Consider the following 22,154-nt stretch of genomic DNA (forward strand, 5'->3'; position numbering starts at 1 on the left):
CGGGGAGCACTAGTCCAGAAGCAGCAAGGTGTCCGCGGAGTTCGGTGTCACCAGCCGGTCCAGTCCGTGGCTGGCAAAGCGCCTCAGTGCGGCGGCGGGGCGTGGATCGTCGCGTTCGCCCGACCAGCGGGCCTGGCGCGCCAGCAAGGCGGCACCGGCACAGCGGGCCAGCGTGAAGGCGAGGCCGCGGGCGCCGGCCTCGAGCGAATCCCGATCCGAGGCATGCTGATCGAGCCAGGCAGCGGCCGCGTCCAGCGTGGTCCCGATCAGGCTCACCGCCGCCGCTTCGCCGCTGCCCTCGGTCCAGCCGCGGACCGCCGTGCGCAAGGGCCCGAGATGGTCGCCGGCCAGCGCACGCAGGCTGTCCAGCGACAGCACGTTGGTGGTGCCTTCCCAGATCGCGTACACCTGCGCGTCGCGCAGCAGTTGCGGCAGCCCGGTGTCCTCGATGTAGCCCGCGCCGCCGAAACATTCCAGCGCCTCGGAGCACAGCTTCACCGCCAGCTTGCCGGTCCACAGCTTGGCCAGCGGCGTCAGCAGGCGCAGCAGTGCGGCTTCATGCGGGGCGGCCGCATCGTGTTCGACCCGGCCCAGCAGGTGGGCGACCTCGAAGGCGAGCGCGAAGGCACCCTCGAACTCGGCCTGCATGTCGGCCAGGGTCCGCGCGTGCAGCGGTTGCTCGATCACGGGGCGGCCGAACGCCCGCCGGCGCGAGGCGTAGTCGCGCGCCAGGCTGATCGCGCGCGCCATGCTGGCGACCGCGCAGACGGCATTCCACGTGCGGGTGACGTTGAGCATCGGCGCCACCTGGCGCACACCGTGGGCGAGCTCGCCCAGCGGCCACGCGGGCAGGCCCTCGAGGTGGATCTCCGCAGTGGGCAGTTCGTGGGTGCCGAGCTTGTCCTTCAGCCGGTCGATGACGAGTTCGGGGCGACGCCGCTCGCCGTCCATCGTCTCGACATAGAACAGGGCCAGCGCCGCGGCGCCGCTGCCGGCGCCTTCCGGCCGGGCCAGCGCCAGCGCCGCCTCACCCACGACGGCCGAGCTGAACCACTTGCGCCCGTAGAGCCGCCACTGACCATCGGCGTCCTGGCGTGCGATGGTCTCGGTCAGACCCACATCGGAGCCGCCGCTGTTCTCGGTCATCCACTGGCCGCTGAGCCAGAAGCTGGCGGCGTCACGGCTGAGGAAGTGCGGCAACGCGCGCCGGATCAGCGCCTGGTTGCCGGAGGCCTTCAGCGCGGTGGCCGCGCCGTCGGTCATCGCCAGCGGGCAGGTGTAGAACTCGCTGGCCAGGTGATACAGGTAGACCCGGGCGAATTCCTCCAGCCTGGCGTGCTCGCTCGGTGCGTGGCCGGCCGCCAGTACCGCGTGTCGCGTGGTGAGGCCGGGGCCTTCCTGCCATGCGGTGGTGAGCTCGATCCGGTCGACCCGTCGGCCCCAGGCATCCCACGCGGTCAACACCGGTTTGCGTCGCGTCGACGTGCTCGCCCGCTGCCAGGCCAGCTGCGCGTACGCACCCAGTGCATCCAGATCGGCATCCAGGGCAGCGCGCCGATCGGCGGGCAGGGCGCGATCGAGCAGGGACAGCAGCACGCGGTCGCTGCGATAGGGATGGGCGAGTTGCGCCGGATCCTGCAGGAAGCCCGTCATGGTGCACTCCATCGAAAGCGAAGGTCTCGAGTATAGGCAGGCGCCCGTCCGCCGTATCCTGCTAGTCGCGTTGCCTGCGCTTGACACCGGCGCCCAGCGTCGCGATCAACAGCAGGCTGAGCACGACCTCGACCAGCGCCGGCCAGCGCTGACCGGGCGAGCTCCAGCTCTCGGCGACGCCGTGGGAGAAGTAGAACAGGCTGAGAATGCCGACCCACAACAGCGCGCGTCGCGCGTCGCGGATCGCCAGCAACGGCAGCAGCAGCGGGATCACCGTGATCGCCAGGACCAGCCAGACCGGAATGACCTGCGGGGGAAACAGCCAGCCGTGCCAGGCCAGCTGCAACACGCTCAGGCCGGCCCAGGCGAGCAGCCCGAGCTGTTGTTCCCGGGGCAGCGTGCTCATGCGTCAGCCGCCAGCTTGCGTGCGGTTTCGGCCAGCCGGCGCCCCAGCGCCCGGGCCAGTTCACGCTCGTGCCCGCTGATCGGGTTGTCGCCGCCGGCACCGGTCACGTGGCTGACGCCGTAGGGTGTGCCGCCGGTTTGCGTGGCGGTGAGTGCCGGCTCCGTGTACGGCAGGCCGACGATCAGCATGCCGTGATGCAGCAGCGGCAGTGCCATCGTCAGCAGCGTGGATTCCTGCCCGCCGTGCATGGTGCTGGTCGAGGTGAACAGCGCGGCCGGCTTGCCGACCAGCGAGCCGCTGGCCCATTCGGCCCCGGTCGAATCGAGAAAGTGTTTCAGCGGCGCGGCCATGTTGCCGAAGCGGGTCGGGCTGCCCATGGCCAGCCCGACGCAATCGAGCAGGTCCTGCCGGGTCACATACGGTGCGCCGTCTTCCGGCTCGGGCGGTTGCGCCAGCTCGGTCACAGGTGCGACCGGCGGCACCTGGCGCAACCGGGCCAGCATGCCCGGCACTTCCTCCACGCCGCGGGCGATCAGGCGCGCCAGCTGGGCGGTGTGGCCGCTGCGGCTGTAGTACAGGACCAGGATTTCTTGAGTCATGCGGCAGGGCTCATGTGTTTGAGGCATTCATCGGCAATACGCTAGTGTAGCGACCGATACCCACGATGTTGGCCGCGGCGTGGCGCCGCCGAAAGGATACCGATGATCCGACGCTTCAATCGCGATCGAACAAGGAGCTTCAGCCGTTTCATCTGGCAGCGCTTTGTCGATGACAAGTGCTTCGAGACGGCGGGCGCGCTGTCATACACCACCCTGGTATCGCTGGTGCCGCTGATGGTGGCGATATTCGCGATGTTCTCGGTGTTTCCGGTATTCCAGCCGGCGCGCGACACGTTGATCAATTTCGTGTTCAACAACTTCGTGCCTTCGGCTGGCGAGGCCGTGCAGAACACCATGCTGGGCTTCGCCGCGAATGCCAGCAAGCTCACCGGCATCAGTATCCTGGTGATGCTGTTCAGTGCGCTGTCGATGATGATCAGCATCGAGGACCGGCTGAACCGGATCTGGCGCGTGCATCAGGCGCGGGGCTGGGGTTCCCGCCTGCTGCTGTACTGGGCGGCGCTGACCCTGGGGCCGATCCTGATCGTCGGCGGCATCGCCGTCACTTCCTACGTCACCGCCGCACCGTTGCTGCACGGCGCCATCGATCAGCTCAGCGGCATCGCCCAGAGCCTGCTGGCCACGTTGCCGTTCGTGGTGACGTTTTTCACGCTGTGGCTGATGTACTCGGTGATTCCCAACACCCGGGTCTCGCGTCGCGATGCGGCGATCGGCGCGCTGCTCGGTGCGGTGCTGTTCGAAATCGCCCGCTGGGGTTTCGGCCTGTTCGTGAAGAACGCACAGAACTACCAGCAGATCTACGGTGTGCTGGCAGCGATCCCGATCTTCCTGCTGTGGGTCTATCTGTCGTGGGTCATCGTGATCCTGGCGGCATCGATCGCGGCCTCTGCCTCCGCGTTCGAGTATCACCCGCCGACGAAGACGTTGCCCGAGGGCGCCGAATTTCTCGGCCTGCTGGTGGTGTTGCGGCATTTTGTCGAGGCCCATCGCAGCGGCGACTGCGTGGATCCGGCCGAAGTGCGGGTACGGGAGCCGTATCTGCGCAGCGCACTGATCACCGCCTATTTCGACGATCTGCAGGAGGCCGACCTGATCCAGCGTGGCGAAGCGGGGGGCTGGCTGCTTTGCCGCAGCCTGGACAGCACCGACCTGCTGCGCGTGTATCGGCATGCCGACTATCGCCTGCCGCTGCAGCCGGTGGAAGAGGCCGCGGCGCTTGGCATCGAGTTGCCGCCGGAGTTGCTGTCGCTGCTGGCCGAAGTGGCCACGGTGCTGGAGGCGAAGCTGGGCGCCCGGCTGGACCAGATCTATCCCCCGGTCGCCGATGCGGCGACGGGTATCGAGGAATTACCCGCATGACCCCGTTCCCGACGTTCACCTCATTCCTGGGCCGCGCCGCTGCCGTGGTGCTGGCGCTGGCATGCGTACGGCCGGCCGATGCGGCCATGCCGGGCCAGCCGACCCTGCGGGTCGGCACGCTGGACGGCCAGACCTTCGATCTGGCCGCCCAGCGCGGGCACTGGGTGATCGTGAACTACTGGGCGACCTGGTGCGTGCCGTGCATCAAGGAGATGCCGGGCATCTCGCATTTCGTCGCCACCCACAAGCATGTCGTGGCCATCGGGCTGGCCTACGAAGACAGCGAACCGGCCGACATCAAGGCGTTCCTGGCGAAGCATCCGGTGGTCTATCCGATCGCCCAGGTCACCCTGGACAAGCCGCTGAAGGATTTCGACGAGCCGCGCGGCCTGCCCACCACCTATCTGATCAGCCCGGATGGCAGGGTCGCCAGGCACATCGTGGGTCCAGTCACCGAGGCGTCACTGGCCGAGTTGATCGGTGTGAAGTGATGCCGGTCGCAAGGTTCATCGTCAGCGGCAGGGTGCAGGGCGTGTTTTTCCGCGCCAGCACCCGCGAGCAGGCGCTGATGCTGGGCATTTCCGGCCACGCGAAAAACCGCCCGGACGGCCGGGTCGAGGTGCTGGCCTGCGGATCGGTGGACATGCTCGACGCGTTGGAGCGCTGGTTGCGGCAGGGGCCGCCGGCCGCGCGGGTCGAGTCGGTCAGTCGCGAGGAGCTGCCCGAGCAGGCGCTGCACGGTTTCCATACCGGATGACGCTCAGAACGTGTTCGGCACCCACAGCGCCCTGTCGGTGACGTGCTCTTTCCGCGGCTTGCCCTTGAGCCTGGGCAACTTCACCTCGGCAATCGGTTCGTCGTGCAGCGGCACCTGCTGCAGCAAGTGCCGGATCAGGTTGATCCGGCCGCGCCTCTGATCGTTGAAGTCGACCACGAACCAGGGCGCGTGGTCGCGGTGGGTGCGTTCGATCATCACGTCGCGCAGCCGGCCCATCTCGGCGTATTTCTGACGCGCGACCAGATCGACGGGTGACAGCTTCCAGCGTTTCAGCGGATTGCTGGCACGCTCGGCGAAACGCTCTTCCTGATCGACCTGGTCCACCGCCAGCCAGTACTTGAGCAGGATGATGCCGTCGTCGGCCAGCATCTGCTCGAAGGTCGGCACCGCGTCCAGAAACGCCTCGTACTGGGCCTTGCTGCAGAAACCCATCGCCGGTTCCACCACGGCGCGGTTGTACCAGCTGCGATCGAACAGCACGAGCTCGCCTGCGCAGGGCAGATGGGCGACGTAACGCTGGAAATACCATTGCGAGGTTTCGCTTTCGCTCGGCTTGCCCAGGGCGGCGATGCGATAGCCGCGGGTATCCAGGCTTTCGCTGATGCACTTGATCACGCCGCCCTTGCCGGCAGCATCGCGGCCCTCGAAAAGCACGACCATCCGCTTTCCGCTGCAGTGCAATCCGTGCTGCAGCCGAACCAGCTCCAGTTGCAGTTCGTCCATGGCCTTGCGGTAATGCTTGCTCATGCGTGCCTCGCTGGATGCCCTGGTGCCGACAGGTTAACCCGGGTGGCCGTGACGGCGGGGTTCAGGCGCTGCCGAGGGACTGCAGCAGGTCGGCCTGGTGCTCTCGGGTCAGTGCGTCGATCAGTTCGCCGAGGTTGCCCTGCATGATTTCGGCGAGGCTGTGCAGATTCAGGCCGATCCGGTGATCGGTCACGAGGTTGTCCTTGTAGCGATACGTGCGAATGCGCTGGCTGCGATCGCCGGTGCCGACCTGCAGCCTGCGCGACTCGGCCTGGGCGGCGCTCTGCTTGCTGCGCTCGGCGTCGAGCAGGCGCGCCTTGAGCAGGCTCATCGCGCGGGCTCGGTTCTTGTGCTGGCTGCGCTCTTCCTGGCACTCCACCACGGTGCCGGTCGGCAGATGGGTGATACGGATCGCCGAGTCGGTCTTGTTGACGTGCTGGCCACCGGCGCCGGAGGCGCGGAACGTGTCGGTCTTCAGGTCGGCCGGGTTGATCGGGATGTCGTCGATCTCGTCCAGTTCCGGCAGCACGGCCACGGTGGCGGTGGATGTGTGCACGCGACCCTGCGATTCGGTGACCGGCACGCGTTTCACGCAGTGGGCGCCGGATTCGAATTTCAGCTGCGAATAGGCACCCTTGCCCTCGATGCGGGCCACGATCTCCCGGTAGCCGCCATGCTCGCCGGCGTGTTCGCTGAGGATCTCGACGTGCCAGTGACGACTTTCGGCATAGCGCAGGTACATGCGGAACAGGTCGCCGGCGAAGATCGCCGCCTCGTCGCCACCGGTGCCGGCACGCACTTCCAGGTACAGGTTGGCCTCGTCGCGAGGATCGGTCGGCAAGAGCAGCAGCTGCAGTTCGCCATCCAGGTCGAGCAGGCGCTGCTCCAGCCGGCGCACGTCGTCGCCGGCCATTTCGCGCAGCTCCGGATCGTCCAGCATGGCGCGGGCCTCGGCCAGCTCGCGTTCGACCCGGGCATGCTCGCGCAGCGAGCCGGTGACCGGTTCGAGCTGGGCATATTCCTGCGAGAGCTCGCGGAAACGGGCGTTGTCGGCATGTACGTCCGGCTGCGACAGCAGCAGGCCGATTTCCTCGTGGCGCTCGGCCAGTGCTTCGAGCTTGCGGCGGATCGATGGGGTCATTGAAGAGTGCAGGACGCAGAGAAATGAGAGACGAGAGTAGCTGGATACGGCTTGCCCTATTTTCTCATTCCTCCCCACTCTCTTCCTGATCAGGTCCGTATAACCGTCCGGCGGCGTGCAGCAGGTCCAGATCCCCGTTCAGCGCAGCCTGGCGCAGGCGTGCGCTGGGATGATGCAGCAACTTGTTGGTCAGCGTATTGGCAAGAAACGCCAGCGCCTCCTCCGGCGATTTGCCGTTGGCGACCATTGCGCGGGCCTTGCCCAGCACTTCGTCGCGGTAGATCTCGGCGTGCTGGCGCATGTCCAGCGCAGGATTCTTCAGGGTGAGCGCCCGGCGCCAGGCCATGTAGCGATCCACCTGCAGGTCGATGATCGTCTCGGCCTCGTGCGCCGCAGCTTCACGGGAGCGGCGGTTGTCGTCGATCACCTGGCGCAGGTCGTCGATGCCGTAGAGGTACACGTCGGGCAGTTCGCCCACGCTGGCCTCGATGTCGCGTGGTACCGCGATGTCGACCATGAACATCGGTTTGCGCCGGCGCGTCGTCATCGCCTGCTCGACCATGCCGCGGGTCACGATCGGCTGCCGCGCGGCGGTGGAGGAGATCACGATATCGGCCTCGGCCAGATGCTGGGGCAGGTCGGCCAGCGCAATCGCGTAACCACCGTAGCGGCCGGCCAGCTCCTGGGCGGTTTCGAGCGTGCGGTTCGCCACGATCAGCCGGCGCGCCTGCTTGTCCGCCAGGTGCCGGGCGGCGAGCTCGATGGTGTCGCCGGCGCCGATCAGCAGCACGCAGGCCTGCTTGAGGTCGGTGAACACCTGCTCGGCGAGGCGCACCGCGGTGAACGCGACCGAGACCGTGTGTGCGCCGATGCGGGTGTCCGTGCGAACCCGCTTGGCTACCGAAAACGTGTGCTGCAGCAACCGGTCCAGCGGCGCCTTCAGTGCCTGCGCCAGGCGAGCCTGCTGGTAGGCATCCTTCACCTGGCCGAGGATCTGCGGTTCACCCAGCACCATCGAGTCCAGCCCGGTGGCGACCCGGAACATGTGGCGCACGGCATCCTGTTCATCATGTCGGTACAGGAACTCATCCAGCTTGCCCGGAGTCAGACGATGATGACGACTCAGCCACAACTGCGGGATCTCCTCCGCACCGGTCGCGACGCCGACGTAAAGCTCGGTGCGGTTGCAGGTGGACAGGATCATCGCCTCCTCCACGCCGGGTTGCCGGGTCAGCTCGAACAACGCCGCACTGGCGGCGTCCTCATCGAACGCCACCTGTTCGCGCAGGCTGACCGGCGCGGTGAGGTGATTGAGCCCGAGGGCGATGAGCGGCATGACGTGGTGAGGATCTCGGGAAGAGGAGTTCGGCGGCGTAGGCTAAGCTTGGCAGGGGGCGCCTGTGAACAGGCGTGTCCGGAACAGACAAACGGATGGAGAGTAGTGTGCGGAGCGGGCTGACCAAGTTCAAGCAACTGCGGCATTTTACGGCAGTCACGCTGCTGGCGCTGGGATTGGGCGCCTGTACCGGCCTGCCGTCGCGACCCGCACGGGAAACACCGGGTGCCGCGCAACCGCTGGCACGCATGATCGTGGTCACCCCGGATACCGCGCACGACGTGCTGGCGCAGTTGCTGGCCGGCGAGATGGCGCTGACCCATGCCGACCTGAAGGGGGCCTCGGGTCATTACGACAAGGCGATGGCATTGAGCGCCGACCCCAGGGTGGCCGAACGGGCTGCTGCCCTGGCGATCGCCGTGCATGACGGTGCCGCCGCCCAGCGCGCGCTGGATCGTTGGCAGCTCCTGGGCGCCACGCCGGCCAGGATGGCCCAGTCGCGGGCCGAGCTGGCGCTGGATCGCGGCGATACCGGCGAAGCGAAGCATCAGCTGGAGCTGTTGATCACCAGCGGCGACAAGGACGCCTGGCGCCAGTTCGGCCGCGTGCTGGTGGCTGCCCGCGACCAGGCCCAGGCCGCCCGCCTGCTGGAGGCCCTGGCGACGCCGCAGCGGTTGCCCGACGACGCGCATGCATGGCTGGCGATGAGCGAGCTGGGCGACAAGCTGGGCCGCCATGCCTACGCCATGCAGATCGCCAACGCGGCGATGCAGCGCTTCAAGAGCGCCGAAACCTACGCCTGGGCGGCGCAGATGAGGTTCAAGGACGGCGACCGCGACGGTGCCCGTGCACTGTTGCAGAAGGCCTTGGCGAAGGCGCCGAAGAATATCCAGCTGCGACTGGCCTACGCCGGCATGCTCAGTCAGGCCGGCGATTACGCGGGTGCCTCCCGACTGCTGGGACACGGCCCGCAGAATATCGACACCTATGGCATGCGCGCCGGGTTGGCGGCGCACAACAAGGACGAGAAAGCGCTGGCGGCGCTTTACCGGGAGTTGCAGAAAGCCCCGCCCGATGTGCGTGAGCACGGTGCCTACCTGCTCGGCCAACTGGCCGAAATGCAGCATCGCGATACCGAGGCGCTGGACTGGTACGGCCAGGTCGGCGATGACGACGAGCACGCCTTCGATGCGGACCTTCGCAGCGCGGTCATCCTGCATGCGCAGGGCAAGCTCGCCCAGGCGCATCAACTGCTGGGGCAGATGCAGCTGGACTACCTCGATCAGCCGGCGCAGCTGCGCCAGGCCTGGCAGCTCGATGCCGAGCTGTATCTGCAGGAACACAAGTACGCGAAGGCCGAGACCGCGTTCAGTCGGGCCCTGCAGGTCGTGCCGGACGATCCGGGGCTGCTGTACGGCCGCGGCCTCACCTACGCCGAAGCGGGCCAGATCGATCTGGCCGTGAAGGACTTCCAGCATCTGCTGAAGATCAAGCCGGGTGATGTCGACGCCAGCAATGCACTCGGTTTCACCCTGGCCGACGCGAACCGCGATCTGCCCGAGGCGGAACGGCTGATCCGGGCCGCCCGCGCCGCCAAGCCGAACGATCCGGCAATCGCCGATTCCTGGGGCTGGCTGCAATACCGCATGGGACATCTGGACCAGGCCGAGCGCACCCTGCGTGGCGCATGGCAGGCGCGCAAGGACGCCGACGTAGGCGTGCACCTGGGCGAGGTGCTGTGGAAGCAGGGCCATAGGCAGGACGCGCAGCGAGTGTTCGACGAAGTGCGCAAGCTCGACCCGCACAGCAGCAGCCTGCAGGAAGCACTGAAGCGACTGCATCCATGAAGTGGGCGCTGCGATGCCTTGCGGCGGTCATGCCGCTGCTGCTGGTGGCCTGCGTGCCAATGGTGCGGATCAAGAGTGACGCCAGCCTGCTGCGCGCCCAGGCGGCACGCGAACGGACGCTGGCTCAGGCCGATCACTGGGTGCTGCAGGGACGGCTCGGTGTCTCCGACGGCAAGGAGGGCGGCAGCGGCAGTTTCAGCTGGACCCAGGATGGCACCCGCTACGAGTTCGTGTTGCGCGCTCCGATCACCGGCAAGAGCTTCCGCCTGAGTGGCGGTCCGGAGGGCGCCCTGCTGGAAGGTCTCGGTTCGAGCCCGTTGCGCGGGCCGGACGCCGAGGCGCTGATGCGCAAGGCGCTGGGCTGGGAGGTGCCGCTGGGCGACCTGCGTGCGTGGGTACTCGGCCTGCGCGCCGACAGTGGCCCGGCCGAGCTGAGCTTCGGTGCCGATCGCCTGCCTTCGCTGCTGCAGCAGGATGGCTGGGTCGTCGACTACCGCGAATGGGACACCGGCCGCCAGCCACCCTTGCCGAAGAAGGTGTACGCCGGGAAATCGCCGTACAAGGTGAAATTGTCGATCGAGTCGTGGCAGTTCCGCTAAGCCTGCCGACGGGCCGGTTGGGTTAGGCTGTGCGCCCTCCGGCGGCAGCGCCGTCAAGTGAATCCCGGAACCCCGATGTCACTCGTGATCGAACGTGCGGACCCGAGCCAGGTCGCTGCCTTGTGCGCGATCGAGCGCAAGGCCGTGCAACTGTTTCGCGGTCACCCGGCGTGGGCGGGCTATTCGGCCATGGCGATCCCGCCGGAGCTGCTGCAGCAGGCCATCGGTCGCGGTCTGGTCTGGGTGGCCCTGGACGGGGCGGGCGAGCCGGTCGGCTTCGTCTGGCTGGACACGCTGGCCGGCGGCGATGTCATCGGCATCGCCGAAATGGATGTGCTGCCGGAACATGGCCGGCAGGGTATCGGCGCGGCGCTGCTGGAACACGCCTGTGCCTGGGCGTGCATGGCCGGTTACCGGCGGGTCGACCTGGGCACGCTGGCCGATGTGCGCTGGAACGCGCCGTTCTACGCCAAGCATGGCTTTGCGCGGGTCGACAAGGACGATCCGGCGTTTGCCTACGCACGGCAGCGGGATCGCGAGAATGGCTTTCCCGATCACCTGCGCGTGTTCATGAGCCGGACGTTGTCGGCACCTGTTAGCGGTGAATGGACGGCATGGCCGGCGCCGGCCAAGTTGAACCTGTTCCTGCGCATCACCGGTCGACGACCCGACGGCTACCATGAGCTGCAGACGGTGTTCCGGCTGCTCGACTGGGGTGACGAGATTCGCCTGCGGGTGCGCGAGGACAGCGACATCCGCTGCCTGCACGGGGCCCCGGGTGTGCCGGCGCAACTCGATCTGGTGGTGCGCGCGGCGGAGTCGCTGCGGCGACATGCCGGCAGCACGGCCGGCGTGGATATCGAGGTGGACAAGCGCATTCCGATGGGCGGCGGCCTCGGCGGCGGCAGTTCCGATGCGGCCACGGTACTGGTGGCGCTCAACCTGTTGTGGCAGCTGGATCTGGGCGACGACGTGCTGGCTGAACTGGGGCGCCAGCTGGGTGCGGACGTGCCGGTGTTCGTGCATGGCCGCTCGGCCTGGGCCGAGGGGATTGGCGACCGGCTCAGCCCGGTGAGCCTGCCGCCGCGCCACTATGTGGTGCTCGACCCGCTTGAGCCGGTGCCGACCGCAGGGCTTTTTCAAGCGCCTGAATTGACACGAAATGCGCCGCGGGCGACAATTTCATCCTTTGCTTCCGGCGAAACAACCGAAAATGCCTTTACGCCAGTAGTGCGTGCGCGACACCCGCGGGTGGCCGCGGCGCTGGACTGGCTGGGTGGTTTTGGCCGGGCGCGGCTTTCCGGCAGCGGCGGTTGCGTGTTCCTGGAATTGCGCTCGCTGAGCCGGGCGCAGGACGTGGCGGCGCAATGTCCGGCGACGTTCAGGGCATGGGTGGCTACCGGTGTCGAGGTTTCGCCGTTGCGGGATGCGCTGGCGCGACATCGCGCCGGCTGATGGATACAGATTCAGGTACAAACGAACACACAATTCACTGGGGCGTCGCCAAGCTGGTTAAGGCACGGGATTTTGATTCCCGCATACGCAGGTTCGAATCCTGCCGCCCCAGCCATTCATGATGGCTTTTGTTCCGAGGTAACACTGTGGACACGTCCACCCAGATGATGCTGTTTACCGGCAATGCCCATCGCGCGCTTGCCGAGGACGTCGCCCACCGCCTGGGTGTGCCATTGGGCAAGGCGCTGGTCGGCACGTTCAGCGACGGCGAGGTGCAGATCGAGATCGAGGAAAACGTCCGTCAGCAGGACGTGTTCGTGCTGCAACCGACTGGCGCGCCGAGCGCGGTCAACCTGTTCGAGCTGCTGGCCCTGACCGACGCACTGAAGCGTGCCTCGGCGTCCAGTGTCACCGCGGTGATTCCGTATTTCGGCTATGCCCGGCAGGATCGCCGGCCGCGTTCGGCACGGGTGCCGATCACCGCCAAGCTGGCTGCCCGGATGATCGGTGCCGCCGGCATCGACCGGGTGCTGACGGTGGATCTGCATGCCGACCAGATCCAGGGTTTCTTCGATATTCCGGTCGACAACGTGTATGCCTCGCCAGTGCTGCTGGCCGACATCTGGCGCAACCACAGCATGGACGATCTGATCGTGGTCAGCCCGGACGTCGGTGGCGTGGTGCGTGCCCGCGCCCTGGCCAAGCGGCTGGATGATGCCGATCTGGCCATCATCGACAAACGCCGGCCGAAGGCGAACGTGGCCACCGTGATGAACATCATCGGTGACGTGAGCGGCAAGACTTGCGTGCTGATCGACGACATCGTCGACACCGCCGGTACGCTGTGTGCGGCAGCCGCGGCGCTGAAGGAGCGCGGCGCCCGCAAGGTGGTGGCCTACTGCGTGCATCCGGTGTTGTCGGGTGCGGCGATCAGCAATATCGAAGGCTCCCAGCTCGATGAACTGGTGGTCACCAATACCTTGCCGCTGCGCCCGGAAGTGCAGGCCTGTGCCAAGATCCGTCAGCTCTCGGTCGCCGAGTTGCTGGCCGAAACCATTCGTCGCATCGCCTTTGGCGAGTCGGTGAGTTCGTTGTACGTCGACTGATCCATCGAAATTCGCCGTGGCGGTTCCGCCGCCCGGCACAACCGGCTTTTCTGGTCGCGGAAAAGTCACGAAACCACCGCGAGGCGGTTCTTCAAAAAACTAGGTAGTAATCAAATGTCCAAGACTCATGAAATCAAGGCACAAAGCCGCAAGGACGAGGGGAAAGGTGCGAGCCGCCGCCTGCGTCATGCGAACTTCGTGCCCGCCGTTGTCTACGGAGCCGGCCAGGCACCGCAGAGCATCCAGATCGTGCACAACACCATTCTGCTGGCCGCCAAGCACGAGTGGTTCTTCTCGTCCGTGCTGGACCTCAACATCGATGGCAAGGTCGAGAAGGTGCTGGTGCGCGACTGGCAGAAGCACCCGTTCAAGCAGTTGATGATGCACATGGATTTCCTGCGCGTGAACGAGAACGAGGCGATCCGCGTCAGCGTGCCGCTGCACTTCCTGAACCAGGAGAAGTCGGCCGCCGGCAAGACCTCCGGCGTGGTGGTCTCGCACAATCTGACGGAAGTCGAAATCTCCTGCCTGCCGAAGGACCTGCCCGAGTTCATCGAGCTGGACCTGGGCGAGCTGAACCCGGGCGACATCATCCATCTGTCGGAGCTGAAGCTGCCGCCGAATGTGGAGATCGTGGCGCTGCATCTGGGCGAGAGCCACGACATCCCGGTGGTCACGGCCAATACCGTGCAGGAAGAAGTCGACGAAGTACCTGCTGAAGGCGAGGCAGTTGCGCCGGTTGCAGCCGCCGCACCGGCCAAGAAGGACGACAAGAAGTAAGCCGCGACGGCCCGTACTCCGCCGGAGGGCGGGCCGTCAGCAGCTGCTTGTTCGCATGGCTGGTTTGCGACTCATCGTCGGGCTGGGCAATCCCGGTGCCGAATATCTCCGAACCCGGCACAACGCCGGGTTCTGGCTTGTTGACGCCCTGGCCAGTGGGCAGGGCGAGCGCTTCGGGTTCGACGGCAAGCTGCATGGCGAGGCCTGCAGGGTGCGTATCGGCGGCACGCCGGTGTGGCTGCTCAAACCGGCCACTTTCATGAACAAGAGCGGCATCGCCGTGGTTTCGGCCTTGCGCTATTACAAGATCGAGCCGGAACAGTGCCTGGTGGCGCACGACGACCTCGACCTGCCGGCCGGCACCGTGCGAATGAAGTTCGACGGCGGCCACGGCGGCCAGAACGGGTTGCGCGACATCATGGCGCATCTCGGGCATGGCAAGTTTCATCGCCTGCGTGTGGGTATCGGCCATCCCGGCCACCGCGATCGGGTCACCCCGTGGGTGCTGGGTCGGCCGTCGGCGCAGGATGAGGAGGCGATCCTGGACGGTATTGCCCGGGCCATGGATGCGCTGCCGCTGGCGGTCGAGGGCCAGTTCGAGAAGGCCATGCAGCAGTTGCACACGACGGTCGATCGGGAATAGCCGGTCCTGCCATTTTTCACGAAGTCCCCTTGCGGGACTCAAGATTCACCTCACCCGGATTCCAAGTCATGGGCATCAAATGCGGCATCGTCGGCCTGCCTAACGTCGGCAAGTCCACCCTGTTCAACGCGCTGACCAAGGCGGGCATCGCCGCGGCCAACTTCCCGTTCTGCACGATCGAGCCGAATGTGGGCATCGTGCCGGTGCCGGATCCGCGCCTGAACCAGCTCGCCGAGATCGTCAAGCCGCAGCGGGTGGTACCGACCACGATGGAGTTCGTCGACATCGCGGGGCTCGTCGCGGGCGCATCGAAGGGCGAGGGCCTGGGCAACAAGTTTCTCGCGCATATCCGCGAGGTCGATGCGATCGCCCATGTGGTGCGCTGCTTCGAGGGCGACGTGATCCATGTCACCGGCAAGGTCGATCCGATCTCCGACATAGAAACCATCGACACCGAGCTTGCCCTGGCCGACCTGGAGTCGGTGGAGAAGGCGCTGAACAAGGCTGAGCGGGCAGCCAAGGCCAACGACAAGGAAGCGCTGGCAAAGAAGCCCGTGCTGCAGAAGTTGTTCGCGGCGCTCAACGAGGGCCGGGCGGCGCGCACCGTCGGGCTGGATGACGAGGAAAAGGCGCTGGTGCGGGACATGTTCCTGCTGACGTTGAAGCCGCTGATGTACATCGCCAACGTCGCGGACGATGGCTTCGAGAACAATCCGCTGCTGGATGTCGTGCGCGCGCGTGCGCTGACTGAGGGCGCCGAAGTGGTGCCGGTGTGCGCCTCGATCGAGGAAGAGATGGCGCAACTGGAAGACGCCGACCGCGACGAGTTCCTGAAGGACATGGGCCTGGACGAGCCGGGCCTGAACCGGGTGATCCGCGCCGGCTATACCTTGCTTGGAATGCAGACCTACTTCACCGCCGGTGTGAAGGAAGTGCGCGCCTGGCAGGTCCGGGCCGGTTCCACCGCGCCGCAGGCGGCGGCGGTGATCCACACCGACTTCGAGCGCGGCTTCATCCGCGCCGAGACGGTCGCGTTCGACGATTTCATCAAGTACAAGGGTGAGGCCGGGGCCAAGGAAGCCGGGCGGCTTCGCCTGGAAGGCAAGGAGTACCTGGTGAGGGAAGCCGACATCCTGCACTTCCGCTTCAACGTCTGAGCCCGGCCGCAGTCGCGGGCTGGCCGCGCGGAGTCCGCGGACGCCGTCGCGCTGCGGGCATAATGCGAAGCCGAAATACTCTCAAGCGAGCCGCTCATGTCAGGTAAGCAGCACGAAGTGACGTTCCGCTTCCTTGCCCAGCCCACCGATGTCAATTTCGGGGGCAAGGTGCACGGTGGCATGGCCATGAAATGGATCGACCAGGCGGGCTACGCCTGCGCCGTGGCCTGGAGCGGGGCGTATTGCGTCACCGTGTCGGTCAGCGGCATCCAGTTCGTGGCGCCGATCCTGATCGGCGACCTGGTGACGGTAAGGGCGCGACTGATCCACACCGGTACCAGCAGCATGCATCTGGCAGTGGACGTGCTGGCACGGGACCTGCGCAAGGGAGAGCAGCGGCTGGCCACCAGTTGCGTGATGGTCTTCGTGGCGCTGGATGCGCCGGATGGCAGGCCGACCCCCGTGCCGCACTGGGAGCCGCGTGATGACAATGAGCGGCGTCTGCAGCGGCAGGCGAGAGAGCTGCTCGAGCTGTCCAAGGGGATGGAGCGGTTGGTCGACCCCGGCGTGGCCGACAGCGACTGATCGCGGCACGGAAAAAATCGCTCCCGCATGCGGATATGCTCGCCTTGGGTGTTGACAGTTCGGGGCCCGATCCACACAATACGCGTTCTTTGTTGGAGGGATACCCAAGCGGCCAACGGGGGCAGACTGTAAATCTGCTGGCTTACGCCTTCGGTGGTTCGAATCCACCTCCCTCCACCAGCAAGGTATCCGCGACAGCCATGCAGGATCGGTTGTCCGAGGTTGAAAAAAGTGAAAGGTGGATTTGAGCCACCGATTCCTGTGAATGGTTTGACAAGGCGGCAGGAGCTGCCTTGAACGCGACGCGAAAGCGGCGCGGCCCCGGAGGGGCGGAGGGCAGGATGCCCGGAGCAATCCACCTCCCTCCGGCAGCAAGAGTTCCGCGCAGGGCGGGAGTAGTTCAATGGTAGAACATCAGTTTTCCAAACTGATTACGCGGGTTCGATTCCCGCCTTCCGCTCCATTGGCTCTCGCGTTACGTTCAGTGCTCATGTAGCTCAGTCGGTAGAGCACTTCCTTGGTAAGGAAGAGGTCACAGGTTCGATTCCTGTTATGAGCACCATTTCATTCGGTCGTCATGGCCGGCCCCGAAACGGGCAGTTTCCTTCAATTCATTGACTCCATCGGGGTTTAGCGCGCATGGCAAAGGGTAAATTCGAACGCACCAAGCCGCACGTCAACGTCGGCACGATTGGTCACGTGGATCACGGCAAGACGACGCTGACGGCGGCACTGACGAAGGTTGGTGCGGAACGTTTCGGCGGCGAGTTCAAGGACTACAGCTCGATCGATGCGGCGCCGGAAGAGAAGGCGCGTGGCATCACGATCTCGACCGCGCACGTGGAATACGAGTCGCCGAAGCGCCATTACGCGCACGTCGACTGCCCGGGCCATGCGGATTATGTGAAGAACATGATCACCGGTGCGGCGCAGATGGACGGAGCGATCCTGGTGTGCTCGGCCGCGGACGGCCCGATGCCGCAGACGCGCGAGCACATCCTGCTGTCGCGTCAGGTCGGTGTGCCGTACATCGTGGTCTACCTGAACAAGGCGGACATGGTGGACGACGCCGAGCTGCTCGAGCTGGTGGAGATGGAAGTTCGCGAGCTGCTGAGCAAGTACGAGTTCCCGGGCGACGACACCCCGATGATCCATGGTTCGGCCAAGCTGGCACTGGAAGGCGACCAGAGCGAGATCGGCGTGCCGTCGATCATCAAGCTGGTGGACGCGCTGGACAGCTACATCCCGGAGCCGGTGCGCGTGATCGACCGCCCGTTCCTGATGCCGGTGGAAGACGTGTTCTCGATCTCCGGCCGCGGCACCGTGGTGACCGGTCGTATCGAGCGCGGCATCATCAAGGTCGGCGACGAAATCGAAGTGGTCGGTATCCGCGACACGCAGAAGACCACGGTCACCGGCGTGGAAATGTTCCGCAAGCTGCTGGATCAGGGTCAGGCGGGCGACAACGCCGGTCTGCTGCTGCGCGGCCTGAAGCGTGACGACGTGGAGCGTGGCCAGGTGCTGGCCAAGCCGGGCACGATCACCCCGCATACGGACTTCGAGGCCGAGGTGTATGTGCTGTCGAAGGACGAGGGTGGCCGTCATACGCCGTTCTTCAAGGGTTACCGCCCGCAGTTCTACTTCCGCACGACCGACGTGACCGGCGCCTGCCAGTTGCCGGAAGGCGTGGAAATGGTGATGCCTGGCGACAACGTGAAGATGGTGGTGAGCCTGATCCACCCGATCGCGATGGACGAGGGCCTGCGTTTCGCCATCCGCGAAGGCGGCCGTACCGTCGGCGCCGGCGTGGTGGCCAAGGTCATCAAGTAAACTGCTCCCATGAACAGTCCGGCATGGATGCCGGTATGATCTCTGCCATCAGGGAGGATGGCTGAAGAAAACGTCACGGGGCGAGCGGATTCAAGCCGCTCGCCGTCGTGTTTGAAGTTCAAGCCATGTACGCCAGTAGCTCAATTGGCAGAGCAGCGGTCTCCAAAACCGCAGGTTGGGGGTTCAAGTCCCTCCTGGCGTGCCACTTCCCCGAGGAACGAGACGGGTGACGATGGCAAGGTCGGCCGCAAGGTACGGCGTGCTGCGACATCCGATCACTAGTGCATGAATACCAAGGCAGAACAGCCCAAGGGCACGAACGCCGCCGACATCGGCAAGCTGATACTGGCAGGGTTGGTGCTGGTTGCCGGTATCGTCGCCTATTCCTGGCTCGGCAGAGACGGCAACATTTCCTCGTCGGTGCGCCTGCTGGGTGTGCTGGCTGCGCTGGTGATTTCGTTGGCCATCGCTGCGTTCACGGGGCTGGGACGGCGGGTCCGGACCTTCCTCGGCGAGTCGCAGTTCGAGATGCGCAAGGTGGTCTGGCCGACTCGCGACGAGACGATCAAGACCACCGGCATCATCATCGTGGTGGTGATCGTGCTGTCGTTGCTGCTGGGTCTGATCGACCTGATCCTGAGCTCGGTCATCCTCGATTGGCTGTTGAAGTTGGGTTCCTGAGGTGGTGAGCATGAGCAAACGCTGGTACGTGGTGCACGCCTATTCGGGCTTCGAGAATCAGGTCAAGCGGTCGCTCGAGGAGCGCATCAAGCGCGCCGAGATGGAAGAGCGGTTCGGCGAGGTGCTGGTGCCGACCGAGGAAGTGATCGAGATGCGCGGTGGCCAGAAGCGCCGCAGCGAGCGCAAGTTCTTCCCCGGCTACGTGCTGGTGCAGATCGAGACGAATACCGAAGGCAAGTCGCCGCGTATCGATGACGAGTGCTGGCATCTGATCAAGGAAACCCCGAAGGTGATGGGGTTCATTGGCGGTACTGCCGATCGTCCGCTGCCGATCAAGGACAGCGAGGCCGAGGCCATTCTCAGTCGTGTGCGTGAGGGCGTCGAAAAGCCGCGGCCCAAGGTGCTGTTCGAGCCGGGCGAAATGGTGCGGGTCACCGAGGGCCCGTTCAACGATTTCAATGGCGTGGTCGAGGAAGTCAATTACGAGAAGAGTCGCCTGCGTGTCGCGGTGCTGATCTTCGGTCGTTCGACGCCGGTTGAGCTGGAGTTCGGCCAGGTCGAAAAGGCCTGATCCGACGGCTCGCGTCGTTCGATCCGGTTCAGTTTGCCGGCTCTTGGCACGGGGCTTGCTGACACACCCATAAATCTCTATACTGCGCGGTTCACGCTTGGGTCTCACGATCCGGCGTGCCCGTGTTTTCGGATCTGCACGAGGCAGGTCTTCCTTCCATCCATGGAAAGGTGAACAGCGAGGAGCCGCAAGGCGCCTGGACTCGCGAGGAAAATCCAATGGCAAAGAAAGTCGTCGGTTACATCAAGCTGCAGGTCAAGGCCGGTCAGGCCAACCCGTCGCCGCCGGTGGGCCCCGCCCTCGGTCAGCGCGGTCTGAACATCATGGAATTCTGCAAGGCGTTCAATGCCGCCACGCAGAAGCTCGAGCCGGGTCTGCCGATTCCGGTGATCATCACGGCGTATTCCGATCGCAGCTTCACCTTCATCACCAAGACCCCGCCCGCCACCATTCTTCTGAAGAAGATCACCGGTGTTGCCAAGGGCTCGCCCAAGCCGAATACCGACAAGGTCGGCAAGGTCACCCGCAAGCAGCTGGAAGACGTGGCAAAGCAGAAGGAGCCGGATCTGACGGCTGCCGATCTCGACGCCGCGGTGCGCACCATTGCCGGTAGCGCCCGCAGCATGGGCCTTGTGGTGGAGGGTTAAGACATGGCAAAGCTCACTAAGCGTATGAAGTCGGCTCAGGCCGCGGTGCAGCCGGGCAAGTTCTACGGCCTGGAAGAAGCGCTCAAGATCGTCAAGGACAACGCCAAGGCCAAGTTCGCCGAGTCGGTGGATGTGGCCGTGCGTCTGGGCATCGACGCGAAGAAGTCGGACCAGGGCGTGCGCGGCTCCTCGCTGCTGCCGCACGGCACCGGCAAGACCGTCAAGGTTGCCGTGTTCTGCCCGCCGGGCGAGAAGGCCGAGGCCGCCAAGGCCGCCGGTGCCGACGCCGTCGGCATGGACGACCTGGCCGAGCGCATGCAGGCGGGTGATCTCGACTTCGGTCGCGTGATCGCCACGCCGGACGCGATGCGCGTGGTCGGCAAGCTCGGTCAGCTGCTTGGCCCGCGCGGCCTGATGCCGAATCCGAAGGATGGCTCGGTCACCGCCGACGTCGCCACGGCGGTCACCAATGCCAAGGCCGGCCAGGTGAAGTTCCGCAACGACAAGGCGGGCATCATCCACGCCACCATCGGCAAGGCCAGCTTCGACGCCTCGCAGCTCGCGGACAACCTCAACACGCTGATCGCCGACCTGTTGAAGGCCAAGCCGTCCAGCGCGAAGGGTCAGTTTCTGCAGAAAGTGGCTTTGTCCAGCACGATGGGTGTCGGCGTCGCCGTCGATCCCTCGTCGTTGACCATCGCCACCCGGTAAGTACAAGTCCCGCACCGGCCTCTGGCCGGCGCGGGCAGTTTTTGAGGGCAGTCCCGGCGAAGGCCGGGATCGCCGTCAAAGACCGCAGGCGCGATCAGCGCGCGACGACGACGGGCAGGGAGCTCGCCAATGGCAGGGAATCGCCGTCGTCGCCAGCGGGATCGCTTAATCGGGTTCTTCGCGAATCCGGCCTGCGCAGATGGTGCTGCCCCTTCTGGAATCGTCTTGATCTGGAAAGGCCAACACCCGGGACCTCCGGTCCCCGACGTCAAGGAGGACGTCGCCCAGGACCGCAAGCGGCAGGAGCCGTAAGCGGAGTTCATTTGGAGGAGTGCAATGGCTCTCAATCTGTCTCAGAAGCAAGAAGTAGTCGCCGAACTGGCAGAAGTTGCCGCGAAGGCTCACTCCCTGGTCGCTGCCGAGTACGCGGGCACCACGGTCGCTCAAATGACCGCGATGCGCAAAAAGGCCCGTGAATCCGGTGTGTACTTGAGGGTTGTCAAGAACACGCTGGCTTCGCGCGCCGTGGCCGGTACCGATTTCGAGGTCGTCAAGGACGTCCTGGTCGGTCCGCTGCTGTACGCGTTCTCGACGGAAGAGCCCGGCGCTGCCGGGCGTCTGATCAAGGAATTTGCCAAGGGCAACGACAAGCTCAAGGCGAAGCTCGTCTCGATGGAAGGCAAGCTGCTGCCGGCCGAGCACGTCGATGTGCTGGCCGCGTTGCCGACCCGCGAACAGGCGTTGGCCATGCTGGCCCGCGTGCTGGCCGAGCCGGCCACGATGTTTGCCCGTGTCGTCAAGGCCGTGGCTGACCAGCAGGGTGGTGGCGAAGTTGCCGCCGAAGTGCCGGTCGAAGCCGAGCCCGCCTAAGTTCAACGTCTATTCAAACCGAATCCATTTCCAGAGGTAAATCAAATGTCCCTGACCAACGAACAGATCGTTGAAGCCGTCGCCACCAAGTCACTCATGGAAGTGATGGACCTGGTGAAGGCCATTGAAGAGAAGTTTGGCGTGACCGCCGCCGCCCCGGTCGCCGCTGCCGGTCCGGCTGCTGCCGCTCCGGTTGCCGAAGCGCAGACCGAGTTCGACGTCGTGCTGAAGACCGCCGGCGCCAAGAAGGTCGACGTGATCAAGGCCGTCCGCGCGATCACCGGCCTGGGCCTGAAGGAAGCCAAGGACCTCACCGAGGCCGGTGGCGTCCTGAAGGAAGCCGTTTCGAAGGAAGACGCCGAGAAGTTCAAGAAGGATCTCGAAGCTGCCGGCGCCACGGTCGAATTGAAGTAATCGGCGTTTGCGCGCCGTAGCTTCGACTTGACGTCAAGCAAGCCTGGGGACGCGAGTCCCCGGGCTTTGCCTGCTTCAGCAGGAAGGGGGAATGGAGAATGGGGAATCCCGTAAGGATTCCGCATTCTCGATTCCCAAATCCACGGATTTGTCGAACATCTGATTTTTCATTCAGCCGGTGTGTGCACCACCGGCGTCACTGCGAACCGAGGCGCTAC

The 22,154-nt window shown here is 65.4% G+C and carries 24 protein-coding genes and 5 tRNA genes; 23 read left to right on the forward strand and 6 right to left on the reverse strand.

What is annotated here, in order from left to right; translation table 11 throughout:
- Positions 1-9: 9 nt before the first annotated feature.
- From ACFPPA_RS03800 to wrbA, 3 genes are all read right to left on the reverse strand, one after another.
- A complete protein-coding gene (locus ACFPPA_RS03800) occupies positions 10-1,653 on the reverse strand; it encodes an acyl-CoA dehydrogenase family protein (protein ID WP_377317432.1) in 1,644 nt (547 codons plus the stop codon).
- Between the two features lie 61 nt (positions 1,654-1,714).
- Positions 1,715-2,059: a DUF2069 domain-containing protein gene (locus tag ACFPPA_RS03805; RefSeq protein ID WP_377317434.1), complete on the reverse strand. Its 345-nt coding sequence runs from the start codon at positions 2,057-2,059 to the stop codon at positions 1,715-1,717.
- Complete coding sequence (wrbA, locus tag ACFPPA_RS03810; protein ID WP_377317436.1) at positions 2,056-2,658, reverse strand: NAD(P)H:quinone oxidoreductase; 603 nt, start codon at positions 2,656-2,658, stop codon at positions 2,056-2,058. The genes ACFPPA_RS03805 and wrbA overlap by 4 nt, the downstream gene beginning before the upstream one ends.
- 102 nt (positions 2,659-2,760) lie before the next feature.
- Between wrbA and ACFPPA_RS03815 the strand changes: the two genes are divergently transcribed.
- The 3 genes from ACFPPA_RS03815 to ACFPPA_RS03825 are packed head-to-tail and all read left to right on the forward strand — an operon-like array spanning position 2,761 to position 4,795.
- Positions 2,761-4,038, forward strand: coding sequence for a YihY family inner membrane protein (locus ACFPPA_RS03815; protein WP_377317438.1), 1,278 nt, complete (start codon positions 2,761-2,763; stop codon positions 4,036-4,038).
- Positions 4,035-4,529: a TlpA family protein disulfide reductase gene (locus tag ACFPPA_RS03820; RefSeq protein WP_377317440.1), complete on the forward strand. Its 495-nt coding sequence runs from the start codon at positions 4,035-4,037 to the stop codon at positions 4,527-4,529. Before ACFPPA_RS03815 ends, ACFPPA_RS03820 begins: the two co-directional genes overlap by 4 nt.
- Complete coding sequence (locus ACFPPA_RS03825) at positions 4,529-4,795, forward strand: acylphosphatase (protein WP_377317442.1); 267 nt, start codon at positions 4,529-4,531, stop codon at positions 4,793-4,795. Before ACFPPA_RS03820 ends, ACFPPA_RS03825 begins: the two co-directional genes overlap by 1 nt.
- A 3-nt stretch (positions 4,796-4,798) precedes the next feature.
- Here ACFPPA_RS03825 and ppk2 read toward each other — a convergent pair whose 3' ends face one another.
- From ppk2 to hemA, 3 genes are all read right to left on the reverse strand, one after another.
- On the reverse strand, positions 4,799-5,563 hold the full coding sequence (gene ppk2 / locus ACFPPA_RS03830; RefSeq protein ID WP_377317444.1) for a polyphosphate kinase 2: 765 nt from the start codon (positions 5,561-5,563) through the stop codon (positions 4,799-4,801).
- 61 nt (positions 5,564-5,624) lie between these two features.
- Positions 5,625-6,704 (reverse strand): peptide chain release factor 1, encoded by a 1,080-nt coding sequence (gene prfA, locus ACFPPA_RS03835; protein WP_377317446.1) that lies wholly within the window; start codon positions 6,702-6,704, stop codon positions 5,625-5,627.
- A gap of 64 nt (positions 6,705-6,768) precedes the next feature.
- Positions 6,769-8,040 (reverse strand): glutamyl-tRNA reductase, encoded by a 1,272-nt coding sequence (gene hemA / locus ACFPPA_RS03840; RefSeq protein ID WP_377317448.1) that lies wholly within the window; start codon positions 8,038-8,040, stop codon positions 6,769-6,771.
- A gap of 95 nt (positions 8,041-8,135) precedes the next feature.
- On the opposite strand from hemA, the gene ACFPPA_RS03845 reads away from it, so the two are divergent.
- The 20 genes from ACFPPA_RS03845 to rplL all read left to right on the forward strand — a co-directional run bounded on the left by ACFPPA_RS03845 (position 8,136) and on the right by rplL (position 21,936).
- Positions 8,136-9,887: a tetratricopeptide repeat protein gene (locus ACFPPA_RS03845; RefSeq protein ID WP_377317450.1), complete on the forward strand. Its 1,752-nt coding sequence runs from the start codon at positions 8,136-8,138 to the stop codon at positions 9,885-9,887.
- The gene (gene lolB / locus ACFPPA_RS03850; protein WP_377317452.1) at positions 9,884-10,486 is read left to right on the forward strand and encodes a lipoprotein insertase outer membrane protein LolB; all 603 of its coding nucleotides are present in this window, start codon (positions 9,884-9,886) and stop codon (positions 10,484-10,486) included. The genes ACFPPA_RS03845 and lolB overlap by 4 nt, the downstream gene beginning before the upstream one ends.
- Positions 10,487-10,513: 27 nt before the next feature.
- On the forward strand, positions 10,514-11,941 hold the full coding sequence (gene ispE / locus ACFPPA_RS03855; protein WP_377319441.1) for a 4-(cytidine 5'-diphospho)-2-C-methyl-D-erythritol kinase: 1,428 nt from the start codon (positions 10,514-10,516) through the stop codon (positions 11,939-11,941).
- A gap of 38 nt (positions 11,942-11,979) precedes the next feature.
- Positions 11,980-12,056, forward strand: a tRNA-Gln gene (locus tag ACFPPA_RS03860).
- Between the two features lie 49 nt (positions 12,057-12,105).
- Positions 12,106-13,047, forward strand: a complete 942-nt coding sequence (locus ACFPPA_RS03865) for a ribose-phosphate diphosphokinase (RefSeq protein ID WP_377319442.1) — start codon at positions 12,106-12,108, stop codon at positions 13,045-13,047.
- A 114-nt stretch (positions 13,048-13,161) separates the two neighbouring features.
- Positions 13,162-13,827 (forward strand): 50S ribosomal protein L25/general stress protein Ctc, encoded by a 666-nt coding sequence (locus ACFPPA_RS03870; RefSeq protein WP_377317454.1) that lies wholly within the window; start codon positions 13,162-13,164, stop codon positions 13,825-13,827.
- Between the two features lie 55 nt (positions 13,828-13,882).
- The gene (gene pth / locus ACFPPA_RS03875) at positions 13,883-14,470 is read left to right on the forward strand and encodes an aminoacyl-tRNA hydrolase (RefSeq protein WP_377317456.1); all 588 of its coding nucleotides are present in this window, start codon (positions 13,883-13,885) and stop codon (positions 14,468-14,470) included.
- A gap of 68 nt (positions 14,471-14,538) precedes the next feature.
- Entirely contained in the window at positions 14,539-15,627 is a 1,089-nt protein-coding gene (gene ychF / locus ACFPPA_RS03880) for a redox-regulated ATPase YchF (RefSeq protein WP_377317458.1), read from the forward strand.
- Between the two features lie 96 nt (positions 15,628-15,723).
- A complete protein-coding gene (locus ACFPPA_RS03885; protein WP_377317460.1) occupies positions 15,724-16,212 on the forward strand; it encodes an acyl-CoA thioesterase in 489 nt (162 codons plus the stop codon).
- 94 nt (positions 16,213-16,306) lie between these two features.
- Positions 16,307-16,392 (forward strand) — tRNA-Tyr (locus ACFPPA_RS03890).
- A gap of 209 nt (positions 16,393-16,601) precedes the next feature.
- Positions 16,602-16,675, forward strand: a tRNA-Gly gene (locus ACFPPA_RS03895).
- A 23-nt stretch (positions 16,676-16,698) separates the two neighbouring features.
- Positions 16,699-16,774, forward strand: a tRNA-Thr gene (locus tag ACFPPA_RS03900).
- A gap of 77 nt (positions 16,775-16,851) precedes the next feature.
- Positions 16,852-18,042 (forward strand): elongation factor Tu, encoded by a 1,191-nt coding sequence (gene tuf, locus ACFPPA_RS03905; protein ID WP_377317462.1) that lies wholly within the window; start codon positions 16,852-16,854, stop codon positions 18,040-18,042.
- Between the two features lie 129 nt (positions 18,043-18,171).
- Positions 18,172-18,247 (forward strand) — tRNA-Trp (locus tag ACFPPA_RS03910).
- Between the two features lie 80 nt (positions 18,248-18,327).
- Complete coding sequence (gene secE, locus ACFPPA_RS03915) at positions 18,328-18,723, forward strand: preprotein translocase subunit SecE (protein WP_377317464.1); 396 nt, start codon at positions 18,328-18,330, stop codon at positions 18,721-18,723.
- Between the two features lie 10 nt (positions 18,724-18,733).
- Complete coding sequence (nusG, locus tag ACFPPA_RS03920; RefSeq protein WP_377317466.1) at positions 18,734-19,294, forward strand: transcription termination/antitermination protein NusG; 561 nt, start codon at positions 18,734-18,736, stop codon at positions 19,292-19,294.
- Positions 19,295-19,512: 218 nt separating this feature from the next.
- Positions 19,513-19,941 carry a 50S ribosomal protein L11 gene (rplK, locus tag ACFPPA_RS03925; RefSeq protein WP_140656415.1) on the forward strand — a complete coding sequence of 143 codons (429 nt, stop codon included), beginning with the start codon at positions 19,513-19,515 and terminating at the stop codon, positions 19,939-19,941.
- Positions 19,942-19,944: 3 nt separating this feature from the next.
- Positions 19,945-20,652 carry a 50S ribosomal protein L1 gene (gene rplA, locus ACFPPA_RS03930; protein ID WP_377317468.1) on the forward strand — a complete coding sequence of 236 codons (708 nt, stop codon included), beginning with the start codon at positions 19,945-19,947 and terminating at the stop codon, positions 20,650-20,652.
- A gap of 336 nt (positions 20,653-20,988) precedes the next feature.
- Positions 20,989-21,522 (forward strand): 50S ribosomal protein L10, encoded by a 534-nt coding sequence (rplJ, locus tag ACFPPA_RS03935; protein ID WP_377317470.1) that lies wholly within the window; start codon positions 20,989-20,991, stop codon positions 21,520-21,522.
- A gap of 45 nt (positions 21,523-21,567) precedes the next feature.
- Positions 21,568-21,936 carry a 50S ribosomal protein L7/L12 gene (gene rplL, locus ACFPPA_RS03940; protein ID WP_377317472.1) on the forward strand — a complete coding sequence of 123 codons (369 nt, stop codon included), beginning with the start codon at positions 21,568-21,570 and terminating at the stop codon, positions 21,934-21,936.
- The last annotated feature ends 218 nt before the right edge of the window (positions 21,937-22,154 follow it).

The sequence above is a fragment of the Rhodanobacter ginsengisoli genome (assembly GCF_042657065.1).
Classification (GTDB): domain Bacteria; phylum Pseudomonadota; class Gammaproteobacteria; order Xanthomonadales; family Rhodanobacteraceae; genus Rhodanobacter; species Rhodanobacter ginsengisoli.